General features: G+C 49.3%; 16 protein-coding genes and 2 tRNA genes. 11 read left to right on the top strand and 7 right to left on the bottom strand.

Going from position 1 to position 18421, the window contains the following annotated elements:
* The first annotated feature begins 46 nt into the window (after positions 1-46).
* Positions 47-799, top strand: a complete 753-nt coding sequence (locus ABJU74_RS03845; protein WP_348382795.1) for an NYN domain-containing protein — start codon at positions 47-49, stop codon at positions 797-799.
* Positions 800-805: 6 nt separating this feature from the next.
* Positions 806-2278: a sodium/proline symporter PutP gene (putP, locus tag ABJU74_RS03840; RefSeq protein WP_348382794.1), complete on the top strand. Its 1473-nt coding sequence runs from the start codon at positions 806-808 to the stop codon at positions 2276-2278.
* A gap of 33 nt (positions 2279-2311) precedes the next feature.
* Here the strand turns inward: putP and ABJU74_RS03835 are convergent, their stop codons facing one another.
* Positions 2312-2851, bottom strand: a complete 540-nt coding sequence (locus tag ABJU74_RS03835) for a hypothetical protein (RefSeq protein WP_348382793.1) — start codon at positions 2849-2851, stop codon at positions 2312-2314.
* 39 nt (positions 2852-2890) lie between these two features.
* Positions 2891-4570: an energy-dependent translational throttle protein EttA gene (gene ettA / locus ABJU74_RS03830; protein ID WP_348382792.1), complete on the bottom strand. Its 1680-nt coding sequence runs from the start codon at positions 4568-4570 to the stop codon at positions 2891-2893.
* A gap of 114 nt (positions 4571-4684) precedes the next feature.
* Here ettA and ABJU74_RS03825 point away from each other — a divergent pair, with 114 nt between their 5' ends.
* From ABJU74_RS03825 to ABJU74_RS03810, 4 genes are all read left to right on the top strand, one after another.
* Positions 4685-6082 carry a M28 family peptidase gene (locus ABJU74_RS03825; RefSeq protein WP_348382791.1) on the top strand — a complete coding sequence of 466 codons (1398 nt, stop codon included), beginning with the start codon at positions 4685-4687 and terminating at the stop codon, positions 6080-6082.
* On the top strand, positions 6082-6330 hold the full coding sequence (locus tag ABJU74_RS03820; RefSeq protein ID WP_348382790.1) for a hypothetical protein: 249 nt from the start codon (positions 6082-6084) through the stop codon (positions 6328-6330). The genes ABJU74_RS03825 and ABJU74_RS03820 overlap by 1 nt, the downstream gene beginning before the upstream one ends.
* Before the next feature lie 170 nt (positions 6331-6500).
* On the top strand, positions 6501-6800 hold the full coding sequence (locus tag ABJU74_RS03815; protein WP_348382789.1) for a hypothetical protein: 300 nt from the start codon (positions 6501-6503) through the stop codon (positions 6798-6800).
* 375 nt (positions 6801-7175) lie between these two features.
* On the top strand, positions 7176-8117 hold the full coding sequence (locus ABJU74_RS03810; protein ID WP_348382788.1) for a hypothetical protein: 942 nt from the start codon (positions 7176-7178) through the stop codon (positions 8115-8117).
* Between the two features lie 87 nt (positions 8118-8204).
* On the opposite strand, the gene ABJU74_RS03805 is transcribed toward ABJU74_RS03810, so the two are convergent.
* From ABJU74_RS03805 to ABJU74_RS03790, 4 genes are all read right to left on the bottom strand, one after another.
* Positions 8205-8281: transfer RNA gene (locus tag ABJU74_RS03805), tRNA-Pro, on the bottom strand.
* 104 nt (positions 8282-8385) lie between these two features.
* Positions 8386-8462 (bottom strand) — tRNA-Ile (locus ABJU74_RS03800).
* Between the two features lie 123 nt (positions 8463-8585).
* Positions 8586-9608, bottom strand: coding sequence for a polysaccharide deacetylase family protein (locus tag ABJU74_RS03795; RefSeq protein ID WP_348382787.1), 1023 nt, complete (start codon positions 9606-9608; stop codon positions 8586-8588).
* 49 nt (positions 9609-9657) lie between these two features.
* The gene (locus tag ABJU74_RS03790) at positions 9658-11328 is read right to left on the bottom strand and encodes a HAMP domain-containing sensor histidine kinase (RefSeq protein WP_348382786.1); all 1671 of its coding nucleotides are present in this window, start codon (positions 11326-11328) and stop codon (positions 9658-9660) included.
* A 176-nt stretch (positions 11329-11504) separates the two neighbouring features.
* Here ABJU74_RS03790 and ABJU74_RS03785 point away from each other — a divergent pair, with 176 nt between their 5' ends.
* Entirely contained in the window at positions 11505-11978 is a 474-nt protein-coding gene (locus ABJU74_RS03785) for an Lrp/AsnC family transcriptional regulator (protein ID WP_348382785.1), read from the top strand.
* 50 nt (positions 11979-12028) lie between these two features.
* On the opposite strand, the gene ABJU74_RS03780 is transcribed toward ABJU74_RS03785, so the two are convergent.
* The gene (locus ABJU74_RS03780; protein WP_348382784.1) at positions 12029-13333 is read right to left on the bottom strand and encodes a hypothetical protein; all 1305 of its coding nucleotides are present in this window, start codon (positions 13331-13333) and stop codon (positions 12029-12031) included.
* A 217-nt stretch (positions 13334-13550) separates the two neighbouring features.
* On the opposite strand from ABJU74_RS03780, the gene ABJU74_RS03775 reads away from it, so the two are divergent.
* From ABJU74_RS03775 to ABJU74_RS03760, 4 genes are all read left to right on the top strand, one after another.
* Positions 13551-14309, top strand: coding sequence for a YaaA family protein (locus tag ABJU74_RS03775; RefSeq protein ID WP_348382783.1), 759 nt, complete (start codon positions 13551-13553; stop codon positions 14307-14309).
* Complete coding sequence (locus ABJU74_RS03770; RefSeq protein WP_348382782.1) at positions 14306-15010, top strand: SDR family NAD(P)-dependent oxidoreductase; 705 nt, start codon at positions 14306-14308, stop codon at positions 15008-15010. The genes ABJU74_RS03775 and ABJU74_RS03770 overlap by 4 nt, the downstream gene beginning before the upstream one ends.
* A 106-nt stretch (positions 15011-15116) precedes the next feature.
* A complete protein-coding gene (gene gyrA / locus ABJU74_RS03765) occupies positions 15117-17876 on the top strand; it encodes a DNA gyrase subunit A (protein WP_348382781.1) in 2760 nt (919 codons plus the stop codon).
* Positions 17873-18397: a GNAT family N-acetyltransferase gene (locus tag ABJU74_RS03760; RefSeq protein ID WP_348382780.1), complete on the top strand. Its 525-nt coding sequence runs from the start codon at positions 17873-17875 to the stop codon at positions 18395-18397. The genes gyrA and ABJU74_RS03760 overlap by 4 nt, the downstream gene beginning before the upstream one ends.
* Positions 18398-18421: the final 24 nt, after the last annotated feature.

Here is an 18421-nt window from a genome sequence, read left to right as displayed (position 1 = left end):
TATTTTCTGCTTGAAGCTTGATCCTCTCAAGTTCATCACCCTCTTCATGACGCAATTACATAATGATAATGTCGCCCTGCTCATCGATGCAGATAATGCTAGTCATGTCGGCTTGGACCCTGTTTTGACCGCCCTCGCGGAACTTGGCACCGTCAATATTAGACGCGCTTATGGAAATTGGCGTAAACAATCCCTCAAAGGCTGGATTGAGATATTGCACAGATATGGCATCGAACCGCAGCAACAATTTGATATCACCAAAGGCAAAAACGCCACCGATATGAAAATGACTATTGATGCAATGGATCTCTTGTTTCGTGGTAATATTGGCGGATTCGGGATCATGAGCAGCGATAGTGACTTCATGCCGCTGGCGATGCGGATCCGCCAAGAAGGCATCCCGGTTTACGGATTTGGCAGCGCAAAAACGCCCGACGGCTTCAAACAGGCTTGCAGCCGCTTCATCGATGTAGATGCGCTCATTAAAGCCGACAAACGCGCCCGTTCCGGAGAGGATGTGCCCGCATCAAAACCATCTGATACCGAAGAAGAATTTAATGGTCCGGGCAAGGTGGATGAGCAATTGTTGAAGCTGCTGATTGATGCCTATCAAGCGAGCAAACGGGACCTGGAAGGCTTTGCCAGCCTATCCGAAGTCGGTAAAATTGCAGGCAATCGCTCCAGCTTTGACGTTCGCAATCACGGATTTACACGGCTTTCGGAAATGTTCGAAGCTGTTCCTAACTTTGAGACGAAACGCAATGAAAAGAATCAACTTTTGGTTAAAAGACTGCGATAGATACAGATGGAAACCAGTACTTTAGCCGCGCTTACGCTTTATTTCGTCGTGATGCTTGCGATTGGCATTTATGCTTGGCGCAAATCCACCAATAATAGCGAAGGCTATCTATTGGGCGGTCGTCAGCTCAGTCCGGCTGTGGCGGCGCTTTCCGCTGGCGCGTCGGATATGTCCGGTTGGCTCCTTCTGGGATTACCCGGCGCGCTTTATGTGACCGGGTTGGTTGAAGCCTGGATTGGTATCGGGCTGTTTATCGGCGCCTTGTTCAATTGGATCATTGTTGCCCCCCGCCTGCGGCAACAAACCGAGAAACTGGGCAATGCCCTTACAATTCCTGAATTTCTAGCCAATCGATTCCCTGATAAAGCCTTAGCTCTGCGCCTTGTTTCCGCAATCGTCATTGTCTTGTTTTTTGCCGTTTATACCGCTGCTGGCCTAGTTGGCGGAGGAAAATTATTTGAAACCAGCTTTGCCGGATTATTCGGTGACATCGGGATTAGCGACTATATGCTAGGCATTTGGCTGACAGCAGGTATTGTTCTTGCCTATACAATGTTTGGCGGTTTTCTTGCCGTTAGCCTGACGGACTTTGTCCAAGGATGCATCATGGTGATTGCATTGATCCTGATGCCGTTAGTGATTGTCGCCGATGATTGGAGTACAGTTTCGGCCCTTACTCAAATTGATGCGGCAGAACCAGGCTATCTGAGCCTTACCAACGGCCTCACGTTTATCGGATTTCTTTCAGCCGTAACCTGGGGGCTGGGATATTTTGGGCAACCCCATATTATCGTGCGGTTCATGGCCATCCGATCTGTTTCAGACGTCCCGGTCGCGCGCAATATTGCGATGACTTGGATGGGAATAGCCCTGCTGGGTGCCATTGGTATAGGCATATTGGGGCGCGCCTATGTAGAGAAAAATGGTGTAACCCTCGATGATCCCGAGACAATCTTCATTCTTCTTGCACAGGTCCTGTTTCATCCGCTTATCACTGGTTTTCTGTTGGCGGCCCTATTGGCAGCAATAATGAGCACAATCAGTTCGCAGCTTCTGGTGTCATCCAGCTCACTCACCGAAGATTTCTATCGCCTCTTCCTGCGCAAACAGGCAAGCGAACGCGAAGCCGTGAACATCGGCAGGTTGTTCGTTGGGCTGGTTGCATTATGCGCTCTGGGACTGGCCGGAAATCCTGATAGCCAGGTCCTTGGCCTGGTGAGCAATGCTTGGGCGGGATTTGGCGCTGCATTTGGCCCGCTCATCTTGCTCGCTTTGACTTGGAAACCGATGACCGCATCCGGCGCGCTTGCCGGATTGGTGACCGGTGCAGCGGTGGTCATCCTGTGGATCGCTTTGGGGTGGAATAGCAGCTTTATGGGCGGTCCCGGTATTTATGAGATAATACCCGGATTTGTGGCAGCCTTTTTGGCAATAATAGGAATATCGGCATTAACAGGCGCACGGAAACAGCCGATTTGATGCCAAAACTAAACTTAGGCGTTCAACCGACACCTACTTCCACTTTATCAATGTCAATCCAGTCAACATGCCATTGGCTTCGCGCGCATCCCGGATTTCGGTAAAGTCTGGCTTACCCTGCAATGCGCCCATGTTAATTTTCATATCCAACAGGACGGTTTCATTTTCGGCCAGCGTAAGCGCATGCGTAACGGCAGCAGATTTGCTTCCGCTCGACATTTGTGCGGTTACTTCATGATCACCCGCGTCGACTTCCGCCATCAAAAAATATTTACTTCTGATTTGGCTGTTTAGATCACCATTTATGGTGATATTCATGCCTTGCTGTCCGCCGACAAAGCCTTTGCGCATGACATATATGCGAGCCTTGCCATTTGTGGGTATCATTTTCATTGCTTCCGCCGTTTCTCCAGCATCCGCTTTTTCACCTGATTTGTTACGCAGCAATATAACGGCAACAAAAATAATCAACGGAACAATCAGCCAGGCAAAACCAGAAAATTGCAGGCCGAGAATAAGGCCAATTATTATTGCGCCGACAAAAAGAGCAATATTTGCTGGTGTCATTTTCATTATGTTCAATCCTATGCTTTGGCCATGTAAAGACGCTGATTAACGGGTTAGTTTCTTGTAAGCGACCCGTGTCGGGCGATCAGCAGCATCACCCAAACGGCGGCGCTTATCTTCTTCATAGCTTTCAAAATTGCCCTCAAACCATTCCACATGGCTGTCGCCTTCAAAAGCCAGAATATGCGTTGCCAAGCGATCGAGGAAGAAGCGGTCATGCGAAATAACCACGGCGCATCCGGCGAAAGTTTCCAAAGCATCTTCCAGCGCGCGCAATGTTTCAACATCAAGGTCATTTGTCGGCTCATCGAGCAGCAAGACATTGCCCCCCTCTTTCAGCATTTTAGCGAGATGTACACGGTTGCGTTCACCGCCTGACAATTGCCCGACCTTCTTTTGCTGGTCCGTACCTTTAAAATTAAATGCCCCCACATAAGCCCGTGTTTGCACCTCATTTTTCCCAAAGGTGAAGAAATCATGGCCACCGGAAATTTCTTCCCAGATATTCTTGGATGCATCCAACGTATCCCGGCTTTGATCAACATAGCCCAATTGCACGGTATCGCCGAGTTCCAGCGATCCGCTGTCGGGGGTCTCCTGCCCGGTTATGATTCGAAAGAGAGTGGTTTTACCCGCACCATTCGCGCCGATTATGCCGACAATTCCGCCGGGTGGTAATGAAAATTCGAGGTTCTCAAACAAGAGCTTATCGCCATAAGCCTTGGTGAGCCCCTTGGCTTCGATAACTTTAGATCCCAAACGTTCAGGAGTCTGGATAAGAATTTGCGCTTTTCCCACTTGCCGGGTTTCTTGCGCCGCAACCAGATCATCAAAAGACTTGATCCGGGCTTTTGATTTGGTTTGGCGCGCTTTGGGAGATTGGCGCATCCATTGCAATTCGCTTTCAATCGCTTTTTGACGGCTTTTGTCTTCGCGCTCTTCTTGCTCCATCCGCTTGGCTTTAGCGTCCAACCAATTGGAATAATTTCCTTCAAACGGAATCCCGCGACCACGATCAATCTCAAGCACCCAATTCACGACATTATCCAAGAAATAGCGATCGTGGGTCACCAATATGACATTGCCGGGATAGTCGATCAAATGCTTTTCGAGCCAGGCAACGCTTTCCGCATCGAGATGGTTTGTTGGCTCATCGAGCATAAGAATTTCGGGTTTGTCGAGAAGCAACCGACACAGAGCGACCCTGCGTTTTTCACCACCGGAAAGATCAGTTACGGGGCTGTCTCCTGGCGGACAACGCAAAGCTTCCATGGCAATTTCCAGCTGATTGTCCAATGTCCAGCCATCCACTGCGTCAATTTTTTCCTGCAATGCCCCCATTTCTTCCATCAAAGCATCAAAATCGGCATCTTCAGGTGGATCTCCCATGATCGTGGAAATTTCGTTGAACCGTTCCACTAGATCTGCGACCGGGCGTACGCCATCCATGACATTTTCTTTGACGGTTTTGCTATCATCCAGTTCTGGTTCCTGCGCCAGATATCCCACACGAATGCCTTCACCTGCCCAAGCTTCGCCTTGATATTCTTCATCCTGACCAGCCATGATTTTCATCAATGTCGATTTACCGGCACCATTTTTACCAATGATGGCAATTTTCGTTCCAGGCAGAAACTGGAGGTGGATATTATCAAGTACGGGCTTAGCGGCACCGGGGAAGGTCTTGGTGAGACCTTTCATTACATAGCTATATTGGACGGCCATCTGGCGGTATCCTTTGATTTCAATGGGATTAGAATTGCGCATCGCCTAGCGAAATGAACGCGAACTCGCAAGAGAGCATTGGCAAACTGCAAAAGGCAAGTTAGGCAGGGCTTCATGACCAAAGCTAATTTCCCAAGCGCGCTCCTCGGAACCGCAATTTCAACCCTGATATTTTCAACAAGTGCTTTCGCGGAAACACAAGATGTTAGGGAGATCCAAGCCAAGGCTTTAGAGGATAATCTCGCATTTGAAATTACCGAAGGGTTGACGACGGAAATCGGTCCGCGTCAGGGCGGAACAGAAGCCGAAACAAGGGCCCGCCAATGGGCTGTGAACAAGCTTACCGATCTGGGCTTTGGAAAGGTCCGGATCGAACAATTCATGATGCCGACTTGGGTGCGTGGCGAGGAAACGGCTGAAATTATAGCACCTTTTCCGCAGAAGTTGGCCATAACAGCGCTAGGCAATTCAGGCAGCACAGGTGCAAATGGTCTAGAAGCGGAAGTGGTTTTCTTTCCCACAGTAGCCGCATTGGCTGCTGTCCCTGACGGCAGCCTCAATGGTAAAATAGCCTTTGTCAGCCATCAAATGCGCCGAAGCCAGGATGGATCCAGCTACGGCGCGTTCGGAGCCGTGCGGTTTTTCGGACCCAATATTGCAGCGCAAAAAGGCGCATCCGCTATGGTTATTCGATCTGTCGGCACTGATTATCGTCGCAATCCGCATACTGGCAACACCAATTTCTCAGATCGCGTAGCGCCTATTCCTGCCGCTGCATTGTCGATCCCTGATGCCGAGAATTTGCGGCGCATGATCGAGCGTTCAGAAGAGCCGGTCAAAATGAAGCTCGTCCTTACACCGCAGAATATCGGACAGCAGGAATCAGGTAATGTTATCGCCGAAGTCGCTGGTACTGATCCATCTCTTTCGATGGTGCTAATCGCCTGTCACCTCGACAGTTGGGATCTCGGCACAGGCGCCATTGATGATGGTGCTGGTTGCGGCATTATCACGGCGGCTGCAAAGCTGATCATGGAAAGCGAAATCAAGCCCAAGCGCACAATACGCTTGCTTTGGGCCGGTGCTGAAGAAGTCGGCGTATGGGGCGGCAAGGACTATGCGGTTGTCCACAAAGACACACCCCATGCATTGGCGATGGAATCAGATTTTGGGGCGGATCGCGTCTGGCGAGTGGAGTTTAACTTACCGGAGTCCGCAAAGGAAACGCAAGACAAGATTATTTCCAGCCTTGGCCCACTTGGTATAGGCCATAATCCATCGATTGTAGCCGGCGGCGGTGCGGATGTGAGACCAATTATCGGGGCACAGAATCTCGCGATTATCGATCTCCAGCAAGATGGTACGCGCTATTTTGACTTGCATCACACACCGGATGATACTTTGGACAAGATTGATCCGAAACAATTGCGTCAAAATGTTGCGGCTTGGACCACCGTTTTATCGATCATTGCCAATAGCGAAATCGACTTCACATTGCCGCCCAAAGAATAATGACTGATAAGCGCACTTTCCTTCTGAGTTTCCTGCTTTTGCTTGGATGTTCTGAGACACCCATAGAAGAACAGGATGATGCGGCAGCGGCGGAAATTGAAAAGCAAATAGAAGGTGATGCCAAATCACTCGAGGAAGCGGCAGCAGAAGCTGTCAACGTCTTGGAAACGGAAATTGAAGATGATCTGATTTCTGCGGGCTATGGGATTGACACGGCCCAAGAGGAAGAGACCGATCCGGCGGAATAACGGTTCTTAAGGCCAATGCTCTTCTGTGCTCATGGTTAAAACTTCGTCCTCTCGATTAACCATATCTCGCTATCTGACTTTAGCCCAGCTCCTCTATTTTGACTAAATCGGCCATTTTTCAGAAACCAATTATGCAGCGAATTGGAAGCGCAAAACGGGGAGAATACCAGATGATTTACGGTGATTCATTGCATATTGACGCACAGGTGAAGCAAAGCAATTCATCCAATATCCCTTGTATTGTGACAACAATTTCCGACACAATCATCAAAATTGAATGTGCCGCTCAGCTTAATCCTGAAATGGGCCTCACGCTGAAAATACCCAGCATGAACGTACTAACCGCCAGTCTTTTGTGGAAAAAGCACGACGAATATGGCTGTCAGATTGATTATACTTTTCATCCTGCGGTAATCAAAAATATGATGGAGCGGCTGGACCGCAAAAGGGCTGTTGCGCACGCCTACTAGTCCCGCGGTCAAGTCGCATAATTGGCCGTAGCCTAACGATCCCTGCGCCGTCTGGCTTTGCGTTCCTTGCGAAAGATCATAACACCGACAACGCAAATGACCGCGATAGCGGCAATCATTGCATAGCCTATGATCAAATTTGTCGGCATCGTTGGTCTCCAAAACGCGACCTCAAACCCATTTATATCCAAAATAGATGTATCTTCGCGTAAATTCATTATAGAATGTGATATGCGTAAGATATCTGGGGCATCGCATAAGGATCAAACCCAATTCACGGCACTGCCATAATGATGCCGGTTTGATGACTCGACTGGCTTTACACTGCAGCTGCATTGTGCGAGCTTCTTTCCAAATAAGGAGCATCTCATGGAAATGAAGCAGAAAACCCTCACCGCCCTCGCCTTGACCGTTTCGGGATTGGCTTTCTTTCCCTCCTCTTCCCACGCAACATTCACCGAACCGCGTGCACAAGATCAAGATATTATCGTCACCGGTAAAATAACAACGAAGGACGCCATTGCAGAGTTTGTTCAAGCAACCATCGCTACCCCCAAAGGTGGTCGATATGAAGGCCAATATGCCCGCTTTTCAAACGCCGTTTGTCCCAAGGTGGTTGGATTATCAGCAAGCAACAAGCAGCAAGTTGAAAAACGGATGCGCGGGATTGCGTTGGCGGCCGACATGCAGGTTGCGAGAGAAAAATGTACACCCAATATCTTCGTGATTGTCGTGGCTGATGGCAATGAAGCGATAAATTTGATACGCAAAAAGAAATCCCGACTCTTTGGAGGTATCGCCCCTCATCAACGCGACCAAATCGCTAGAAGCGGGGGACCAACTTATGCTTGGAAACGCATTCAAACCGGTTCAGCGGAAAGTGGAGCGCTCCAGAATTCCGACGAAACAGATATTTTGCCGTCGGATGAGATTGACAAGACTGAAGTGGCCACAATGCAATCCAACGTTAAATCGAACATCAAACGGACAACCAAACAAGCCATGACCCATTCTTTTTTGTTAATGGAAAGGGACGCATTGATCAATCTGACAACCGTTCAGATCGCTGACTATGCTGCTATGCGGTCCTATATTGATACGAGGAACAGCAAAACCCGGAAAGCACCCCGTTATTCCATCCTTTCCCTCTTCGATCAAAAGGGATCGGATGAAAATATCCCTGCGTCAGCAAGCGAAATGGATCTGGTCTTGCTCAGCTCCTTGTATAATTCACCGTCGGATGTCTCCGCATCTATGCAAAGCGCCGCGATGCTACACCGGATTGAGAAAGAACTGACGGCCGGCAAGGCCAAATAAACCCAACGCTCGAGATGGATTGTGGACAGGACTTCATCCTATGCGGTTCTGCACTTTTTCAGTCCGAATAATAACCATTTCGAAAAATGGTCGGGGAGACAGGATTCGAACCTGCGACCCCCTGGTCCCAAACCAGGTGCGCTACCAGCCTGCGCCACTCCCCGACGCGCGCTTCCCCTAGCCGTGATTTAGGGAAAAGCAAAGAGTTTTTACGTCTATTCTCAACCTTAGTTGAAAAGGACAAGCCTAGTCCCATTGGAACAAAGGTTGGTGGGCCCGGAGGGACTCGAACCCCCGACCTAGCCGTTATGAGCGGCCAGCTCTAACCAACTGAGCTACAGGCCCCAGAATAACGGCGCTTCAATGAATTGCCGCTGTTCAAGGCTCGCTCCGATAGCGGATCGGCGACCAATTTGGCAAGCGGCTAAAATAATTAATTCCACACTGTTTAAACCCGAGACAGGAATATCAGCTTTTTTCCGGATCCAGACCAGAAGCGGCAAGCAATTGCGTAATGCTAATCGGCGAAACGCCGCGATCAATCAAATGGTCAATGACCAAGCGCCACCAGTCGTAAAATTTGTCTAGATCCGCACTGCTCTGCACATAAGGCGTGTGTCCGGCTGAAAGCGATGGGGAATGAAAGGAAAATACCAGCAATTGCAATTGATCATCCAGCGCGACATCAATTGCCTCTTTTGCTTCACGCGCTGTGACACCCTCCGGAGTCAGAGGAATACGCTCAAACATTTTCGACTTGGATAATAAGGTTTCAGCCATTTTCGAACGGTTAAACAAGGGCGAAAGAAAATCAGCTTGCTGTCTGAACGGCCCGGAAAAAACCGTGGTTAGCGGAAGTTCGAACAGACTTTTCTCTGCGTCCAACCAAAACGGTTTCGGTCCAATATGCGCAAAGTCAGGCCCCGATTGTGCTCGATAATCAAACCGAGAACGCACACTGCTATCAATTAAAAACCCATGTTTTGCGAGGATATCTATACTATTCGGTCCAACCCCATACCGTCCGGCGCGATAGATTATGGGCGTCTCACCAATTTTTTCGGAAATGGCTTCGCGCAATGCGAGTATTTTTTGTTCTTCCAATTCTTTCGGAAGATTCCCCGCATAACTGTTGTAATTATTGGTCTCTTCTTCAAAGGGCGGATTGATCCAAGGGTGCAAATGCACGCCAATTGAGGCGCGTTTTTCCGTCGCTACCAATTTCAAAAAGGCCGCTGCCTCCGGATGTTCAATGATGGAATAATCGACAAAATAGACCGGATCGATTTCATATTTTTCCACAAATGCCTGGAAGCGCTCTAATTTGCTCACTGAAACATTGGTGTGACCATCTCTTTCAAATGGCCCATTCCAATCAAATTCCTCTTCCGTATCAACGCTGACAAGGAAGCGGCAGCCAAAATCGTCGGACCATTGCACATTATCGCGCTGGTCAAAAACTTCAGCAGCTGGATTTGCCCTCGAAGTCATTGCGGCTCCGTTTGATCGGAAATGTTGGGTATAATTCCATACCCAGCCTCTATTCCAATTCTGTTTCTCTCACACCAATTTCGCTAGTCGCGGCAGCTGGCAGGGTCAAGCCAATCTTGTCATCAGAAATGGTCAGCATGCCATTGGCCGATTTTGCCAAATTCCGCACCAAGCGGAGGGAAAAACCTAGCCCCAAAAGCGGAGCATCGCCTGCATCCCCTTCTATTCCATGCGATGGATCCAGCAATTCCTCTTCAGAAATACCTTTAATCCGGGACGGACGGGAAAGAGAGAAATGATTGACGGGTTGCGATCCTATTCTGGTTCTCAAATTGCCGTTCAATTCTTCACCATTTTCACATGCGATAATCGCAGCAGACAGCAATCGCGCGAAAATCCGTTCAACCGATTCGCTGTCTAATGCAAAGGATCTGACCGGTTCCGCTTTACTGATATGCAATTCAACAGACTTGCTTTCCGTCAAACTTTGCAACCGCTGGGACAACCGATCCAATAACCAATCCGGTTCGGTCAATCCCGACTGACTAGCCACCTGCCCGGCATCAATTTTTGCGGCAATATCCAGATCTTCAAATCCGGTCAGCAACCGTTGTGCTTCGTCCACAATATTGCGAGACAATGTGCGATATTCAAAGGAAGCCGGACCAAATAATTGCTGCTCAATTATCTCGCTAAACCCAATAATGGCGTTAAGTGGCGTTCTAAGCTCATGGATAAGCTGTTGTAACTGTTCCCGGCGTTCCACGTCGAGATCATTATGACCGGCATCTTCGGCTGCATTTGGACGGCGCATGACACCGCGATATCCTTTAAAACGACCGGTTTCCTCGCCAAAATAGGGTATGGCTGACATTCGCCAGTCACCGGCAACAATCGGGGCCCCGCACAGGCGCATACGTGCATTTTCAAGCGGCATTCTCTGGCGAAACGCAGCGGCTCCATAAGCATCTGGCCCCGGGCCATCATCGAAAGTCGGTTCGGCAATTGTTACCCCGACAATCGCGCCTTTAGGCGGACCTTCGGCCCAGATGATTGTTCCACTGTCATCAGTTTCGAAATTAATCGCATCAATGGCTTCAACAAAATAGCTGCGATGATCCCGTTCAGGAGATAGCGGCGTCGAAACGTCATTAGCCCGATTTTTTTGATAATCCGCAATTTTTGCAACCAATGTGCTGATTTGCGAAGATTCTTCTGTTGGCTCCATCACCGAATTATCATTTGTTTCGGTAAATTCGTCTTCTTTCACCAAGGTCAATGGCTCGGTGGGTTCCGAATTTGCGGGAGCATCCATTTGCAGCGCCTGTCTGGCCAGAACTCCCAGGTCCTTACGGCCCGACAATAGGGTTTGAGCCCGGCTGGATAATTGCGGAATGACATCTGCCCAGATCTCGTCTGGCAGATCCGCCGCTTCAAGGGCGGCATCACAAATCACATCATTATCCGCGCACAGATAAACCAGCAATGGCGCGGATCTCAGACGTCCGTCCAGAGCCGTCACAGCAGACAGTCGCTCGCTTTCCCCAACCCGTTCGTGCAAGTCGCGCAAACGGGTTAAACCAGACTGGACATCATCATTAACAAGTCGCCCCGGTTTTTGAGCCAAAAGGTCGGCAACTTGCCGCCATTGCATTGCAGCGGCATTGCCCTCTGGAAGGCGACCCTTTAAAACAGTGGTGAGGCGATCATCGTAGCGCAAATATCGTTCCGGCAATAAGATTTTGTCAATTCGTTAACAAATCGATAACCGCAATATTTCAAAATCGTAAGCCCTGAAAACATCGCGTCACAATGTGGGACAAGTGAGCGGCTGTTGCTTGGGGCGCTAATTATATTATAACGATATCATGATTCGCGAACGGAAATTGCACATATATGGCTGATGTAAATTTGGACGAGATTGACCTGCAAATTTTGGAGCGTCTCCAAAACGAAGGTCGCATAACAAATGTTGAACTCGCACAAAGCGTAGGATTGACAGCTCCCCCCTGTTTACGGCGAATGCGAGCCTTAGAAGATAGCGGGATTATTACAGCATATCATGCGGCCGTCGATCCCGCCAAAATGGGTTTTACAATCACAGTATTTGCCATGGTGAGCTTAAAAAGCCAGGCTGAATCTGATCTCAAAGCCTTTGAAGACCATGTCGATCAATTGCCCGAAGTTAGAGAATGCTACATGCTCAACGGGGAAATAGACTTCATGTTGAAAGTGGTGGCGAAAGATTTGCAAGAATTTCAAAGTTTTCTCACCAGCAAACTGACATCCGCGCCCAATGTCGCTAGCGTCAAAACATCGCTGACCATTCGATCTGCAAAAAATCTACCCGGCGTGCCCATTGGTGATTAAATAAAAAGGGCGCCAGAAGCGCCCTTTTCTATCCATTATTATCTGACCATTTAGGTTGCAGACGGAGCCAATTCAGGCGCCGGAGCAGGCGCACTGGTCTGCGCAGCTTTCTGGTCGATCCACAATTCCCAGAAATCCGCTATGCTCTTGCGCGAACCGGTCACGCCAGAAAAGGCTTGTTTCGCGCCCGCCCAATCATTTTTACCAACATTCGCAATGCCAAGTCCCATTTGCGCGCGGGGAACATCCACACCGCCTTTGGTGATAGCCGACTGATATAGAGCAGCAGCCTTCGCATAATCTTCATAACCAAGCATGGCATCTGCGGTTGCCAGCGCAATTTTACCATTGGCCGAACGATTGGCATCGCGCTCAGATGCTGGCAAACTGGCTTTATCTGCCGCGACAGCACCGCGTGCAGCAGCCAAAGTTTCTTTCACATAAGAACTGGACGATGGCACATCGCCTTTCGCTAGCCCTTCTTCCAACAGCGAAACCACTTCACCAGGCAAACGGCGCGGATCCGCCGCATCGGCATATTCGAAATAATCGCGTTCGCTTTCCATAGCATCCGCTTTGCGCATCAACCGCATCAATTCGAGGTTTTCCTGATTGGACAATTTGGGATTGGCCGAATCACGATAAACGGAAAGAGCCGCACGCCAGTTTTCACCCGAAGGATAAGCTTCAACAAGCTTATATGTCCACTTTCCTGCTGCGCCATTGACGTTGTTTTTCATCGCCATACCGGCACCGCGGCGATACCAATCTTCCGGCGCTTTATTTCCCGCCGTTTGTTGTGCGGTCAGAGCATTATCCAATGCAACCAAGCCTTCCTGGATCTTATTTTCCTTGAAATAGGCTTCAGCAATCAAAGCGCCGATATTATTATCACGATAGCCGGCTGCATATGCTTGCTCAAATCGTTGTTGAGCCTCAGGATAGCGACCCGCTGAATAAGCGAAATTGCCAGAGAAGAATAGGAATGCGGGCAATTGTTCCGCGCTTGTCCGTCCACTGGCAAGTGAAGCATTAATGCCCTTTTCTTGCAAGCCTGTTTCTTTCAGCTTGGAGCCCAGTTGAATGGCCAATTGTCCGGCAACAAATTGATCGTCGCCAGTCAATGGCTCTGCCAAAAGCGATTCCACTAATGGTTTGGCTGTCTCAGGCGTCTCGCTTGCAATGGCTTGCTGAATAGCGGCCACTTTGGGACGCACTTCTTTGCTCATTTCAATCTTGTCGCCTTTATCTTTTTTCTTTTTCTTAGCATGCGCCTCTTGCGGTACCGCAGAAATGGCGAGTGTTCCGGCAGCAGCCAGAGCAACAGCCATAGAAAAATGAGATAGAAAACGCATAAAATTCCTCCGAATAAAAACTTTGTTATTTCCGAACTAATGTAGGTGACCGAATATGGTTGCACCTTAAACTGTCTTGGCTTTAATACCAAGTTTCAGATGCTTTTATAGGGTGAATCCGCTGAATAGACGTTGAACGGGCACTCCCTAAGCCGCAGTTATCCGATGCATGTATGTATATGGGTGTAAAATCCCCAAACTAAGAGGTTAAATTTCCGTGATTGCAATTATTTCTCCCGCCAAATCTCTTGATTTTGAAAGCAGCTTACCGGCGCACAAACTCAGCGAAAACCGATTTCCCGAAGAAACGGCGAAATTGGCTGGTGCCATCTCCAATCTAACGAAAAAGAAACTCAAAACCATCATGCCGGTTTCTGACAATCTTATCGCGCTCAACCAAGGTCGATATAGTGCGTTTTTCGATCAACCGGAGCGTGCGGCTATTTTTGCGTATAGCGGCGATGTTTATACTGGATTTGAAGCCCAAAGCCTCTCTCCGGAAGGGCTGAACTACGCCAAAAGTCATTTGCGCATCCTCTCTGGCCTCTATGGCTTGCTTCGCCCTTTTGATCCGATACGTCCCCATCGCTTGGAAATGGGTACGAAATGGGCGCCGCGATACAAGAAATTGACAGATTTCTGGAAAGATAAAATCGCCTTGGAATTGGCGAAAGACCTGGATGAGGCCGGTGAGCGTATCATTATTAATTTGGCCAGCAACGAATATTGGGCATCGGTCAAGCCGCATATTGGCAAATTGGATGCACGGATCGTCGAAGTGGATTTCCGCAAAAATGGACCGGATGGGCCTAAATTTATCAGTTTTGAAGCAAAGCGCGCCCGCGGCATTATGGCCCGCTATATTTGCGAAAATCATCTCAGTGATGTCGATTCGCTTAAAAGTTTCGACAGTGACGGTTATCAGTTTGATCACGAGAATAGTGCAGAAGACCGCCTCCTTTTCGTCCGGTCATGAGCCGCCTAACCGCGGTTGTTTTCGGCGCCAATGGCGGTATCGGCAAGGCCATGGCCGATATGTTGGAACAAGAGGATGAATTTGACGATATTGTCAGATTCTCCCGCACAGCAGATAGTCCGGTGCCCGTGGATCTTGGTTCAGAGGATTCGATTGTTGCTGCGGCAAAATGGATAAAGGATCAACGAAAAAGCCCAAACCTGATTTTTATTGCAACGGGATTGCTGCATAAAGACGATCAAAGTCCTGAAAAATCCATGCGGGATCTCGACGCGCAATGGATGCAAGAAAATTACCAAATCAATGCAATTGGGCCAGCTCTTATTGCCAAACATTTCCTGCCATTAATGCCCAAAGATAATATCATAAAATTCGCCGCTCTCTCGGCACGCGTGGGGAGCGTTTCTGACAACCGTCTGGGCGGATGGTATGGCTATCGAGCGGCCAAGGCGGCGCTCAATATGATCATCCGCAACCTTTCGATTGAGTGGCACCGCAAAAATAAGCGTGCGATTATTGTGGGGCTCCATCCTGGCACTGTGGACACTGATTTGAGCAAACCGTTTCAAGCCAATGTACCACCTGGTAAATTGTTCGATTCCGAACGCGCAGCATTACAGTTATTGGACGTTTTAGATGGACTGAAACCGGCAGATAACGGCAAGATTTTCGCTTGGGATGGCGAAGAAATTAAACCGTGAAAAATGATCATAAATTTTAACGTAAAACCAGCCTGAAAAGCTAGCTTTTATAACTGGTCTGCCCTAAAAGGGTTGCAACTTCAAAAGCTAAGAAAAAGGCCTGTTTGTGAACGAACAAACCACCGCACCAGAACCATCTGACATTGAACCGATTGATATCGTCGATGAAATGAAATCCAGCTATATGGATTACGCGATGTCCGTCATCGTGAGTCGCGCCCTGCCCGATGTTCGCGATGGTTTAAAACCAGTGCACCGGCGGATTTTATTCTCGTCCCAAGAAGGCGGTTTTGTTGCCGGGCGGCCCTATCGCAAATGCGCCAAAATTGTCGGCGATGTGATGGGCAATTATCACCCGCATGGCGATAGCGCTATTTACATGGCCCTCGCCCGCATGACTCAAGATTGGTCGATGCGCGTTCCGCTGATTGATGGTCAGGGCAATTTCGGATCGATGGATCCAGATATGCCAGCCTCCATGCGCTATACCGAGGCACGCCTCAATAAGGTCTCGAACAGCCTGTTAAATGACCTCGACAAGGACACGGTCGATTTTATCGACAACTATGATGGCAGCCGGCAAGAACCTGCAGTGTTGCCAGCTCGCTTCCCGAATCTGCTGGTCAACGGTGCTGGCGGTATTGCCGTGGGCATGGCGACCAATATTCCGCCCCATAATTTGGGCGAAGTGATCAACGCTTGCCTGGCCTATATGGACAATTCAGCCATTACCGTTGATGAAATTATCGACATTATCCCCGGACCAGACTTTCCGACTGCACCGTTGATCTTGGGTCAATCCGGCGCCAAAGCGGCTTATCGCGATGGCCGTGGTTCGATCATGATGCGCGCGCGCCATGAGATTGAAGAAGGCCGCGGAGACAAGCGGTCCATTGTGCTGACGTCTATTCCGTTCCAAGTCGGAAAATCCGGTCTTGTCGAAAAAATAGCGGAAGCCGCCAAAGACAAGAGAATTGAAGGCGTGTCGGACATTCGCGACGAATCAAGCCGCGCCGGCGTTCGCGTTGTTATTGACCTTAAACGAGATGCCACCGCTGACGTGGTACTCAATCAAATTTGGCGGTTCACCCCGGCCCAATCGAGCTTCCCAGCCAATATGCTAGCTATCCGTGGTGGTCGGCCAGAAGTTCTTAACTTGCGCGATATTGTCGAGGCCTTTGTTAAATTTCGTGAAGAGGTCATCACCCGGCGCACCAAATTTGAGTTAAACAAAGCCCGTGAACGCGCGCATGTATTACTAGGGTTGGTTGTTGCGGTCACCAATATGGACGAAGTGGTGCGCATCATTCGCGGATCATCAACGCCCCTCGAAGCCCGCGAATCCTTGCTGGCGCGCGAATGGCCAATTGATGAAATTGCCGGTTATATCAAATTGGTTGAAGCCACAGAAACCGAGATAGAAGGCGATATTTACAAATTATCCGCAATCCAAGTGAAGGCCATATTGGATTTGCGCCTGCAGAAATTGACAGCATTGGGCCGGGAAGAAATTGGAGATGAGTTAAAAGAACTTGCCGCTGCAATTGAAGAATATCTCTCCATCTTGGCTGATCGCGTCAAATTATATGCGGTAATGCGTGAGGAACTGGAAGCAGTGCGTGACGAATTTGCTACCCCTCGGATTAGCGAGATTACCGCGGCATGGGACGGCCTGGAGGACGAAGATCTAATGGAGCGGTCCGAAATGGTCGTGACCGTTACCCATGGCGGCTATATTAAACGCACTCCATTGGACACGTTTCGTGCACAGCGTCGCGGCGGCAAAGGGCGCGCCGGAATGGCAACAAAAGACGAAGATGCCATTACCGAATTGTTCGTCACCTCTACCCATACGCCGGTCTTATTCTTCTCCACCCATGGCAAAGTCTATCGCTTGAAAGTCTGGAAACTCCCTGAAGGTGCACCACAAACCAAAGGGCGTCCAATGGTCAATCTTCTGCCATTGGCAGATGGGGAAACGATTTCAACCGTGCTTCCTTTGCCAGAAGATGAGGATGAATGGGGAAAACTGCACGTCATGTTCGCAACCGCCAAAGGCGGCGTGCGCAGAAACAGCATGGACAGCTTCACCAATGTTCCTTCCAACGGCAAATTCGCGATGAAATTCGATGAAGAAAGCGATGATCGTTTAATTGGTGTGGAACTGCTGAGCGACAATGATGATGTCCTGCTGGCCACCAAAAATGGGAAAGCCATTCGCTTCGCTGGCGATGCGGTGCGCTCCTTCCAGAGCCGGACATCCACCGGTGTCCGCGGCATTGCTTTGAAAGGCGATGACGAGGTCATTTCTCTGTCGGTATTGCGTGGCTTTGAAGCGACAACCGAAGAGCGCGATTTTTACTTAAAAGCGGCCCCATGGAAAGATAATGAAAATCAATCGGAACTGCCTGCAGAGCGGCTTGCCGAATTTGCAGAATCCGAAGATTTCATCCTGACCGTTTGCGCCAATGGCTATGGCAAACGTTCCAGTGCGTTTGAATACCGCCAGTCTGGCCGCGGCGGTCAAGGCATATTGAATATCGACAATATCGACCGCAATGGCACCGTAATTGCAAGCTTTGAGGCCAAAAATGAAGAGCAGATAATGCTCGTCACTGACCAAGCCAAGCTCATCCGAATGAAAGTGGCGGATATGCGGGTCATTGGTCGCAACAGCTCGGGCGTGAAGCTTTTTGATGTTTCAGAAGGTGAAACTGTCGTGGGCGCTGCAAAAATAGACGAAGAAGATGAAGCGGATGATCAAGCCGAAGAATTGGCCATGGCAGAAGGCGAAACGCCAAGCACTCCTGCTGCAGATGAGACGCCGCCTCCGCAAGACGATACCGATACCGATCCTGAGACATGACATCCAGCGCAGCGCATTTCATCTTTAAAGACGGTGCGCTAAGCTGGCCAGAAACTCTCGAGTTGCGAAAACGTGTTTATCCGGCAAACCAACTGGAAAGCCCAATTGAATGGGCGCAAGCAGAGCGGCGCCTATTTTTGTATAGCGGCGAGGATATCCGCGCGGTTGCCGGACTATATCAACGCGAGATATTGTGGGATAACCAATATATTGCGATTGCCGGCATTGGCGGTGTCATGACCGATCCTGCCTATCAACGACAAGGGTTCGGCAAGCAGATTATTCGCCATTTAGTGGCTATGCTCAAAGCGCAAGACGATTGGGCTTTTGTTCTGCTTTTCTGTGAAGATCATAATATCCCCTTCTATGACAGTTTGGGATTTGATCTGTTCGAGGGGCGCCTCGAGGTTGAACAAAACGGAAAAACGGGTCCATTTGCATTTAGAAACGTAATGGTTCAAGCCTTGTCAAAACCAGCGCCTGCGGCTGGCTATATAGATTTGTGCGGTTTGCCTTGGTAAAATATTGGCAATTGCCGGTGTCTA

This window comes from Parasphingorhabdus sp. (genome assembly GCF_039982415.1).
Taxonomy (GTDB): Bacteria; Pseudomonadota; Alphaproteobacteria; order Sphingomonadales; family Sphingomonadaceae; genus Parasphingorhabdus.
This window is presented reverse-complemented; position numbering and strand designations above follow the sequence as displayed.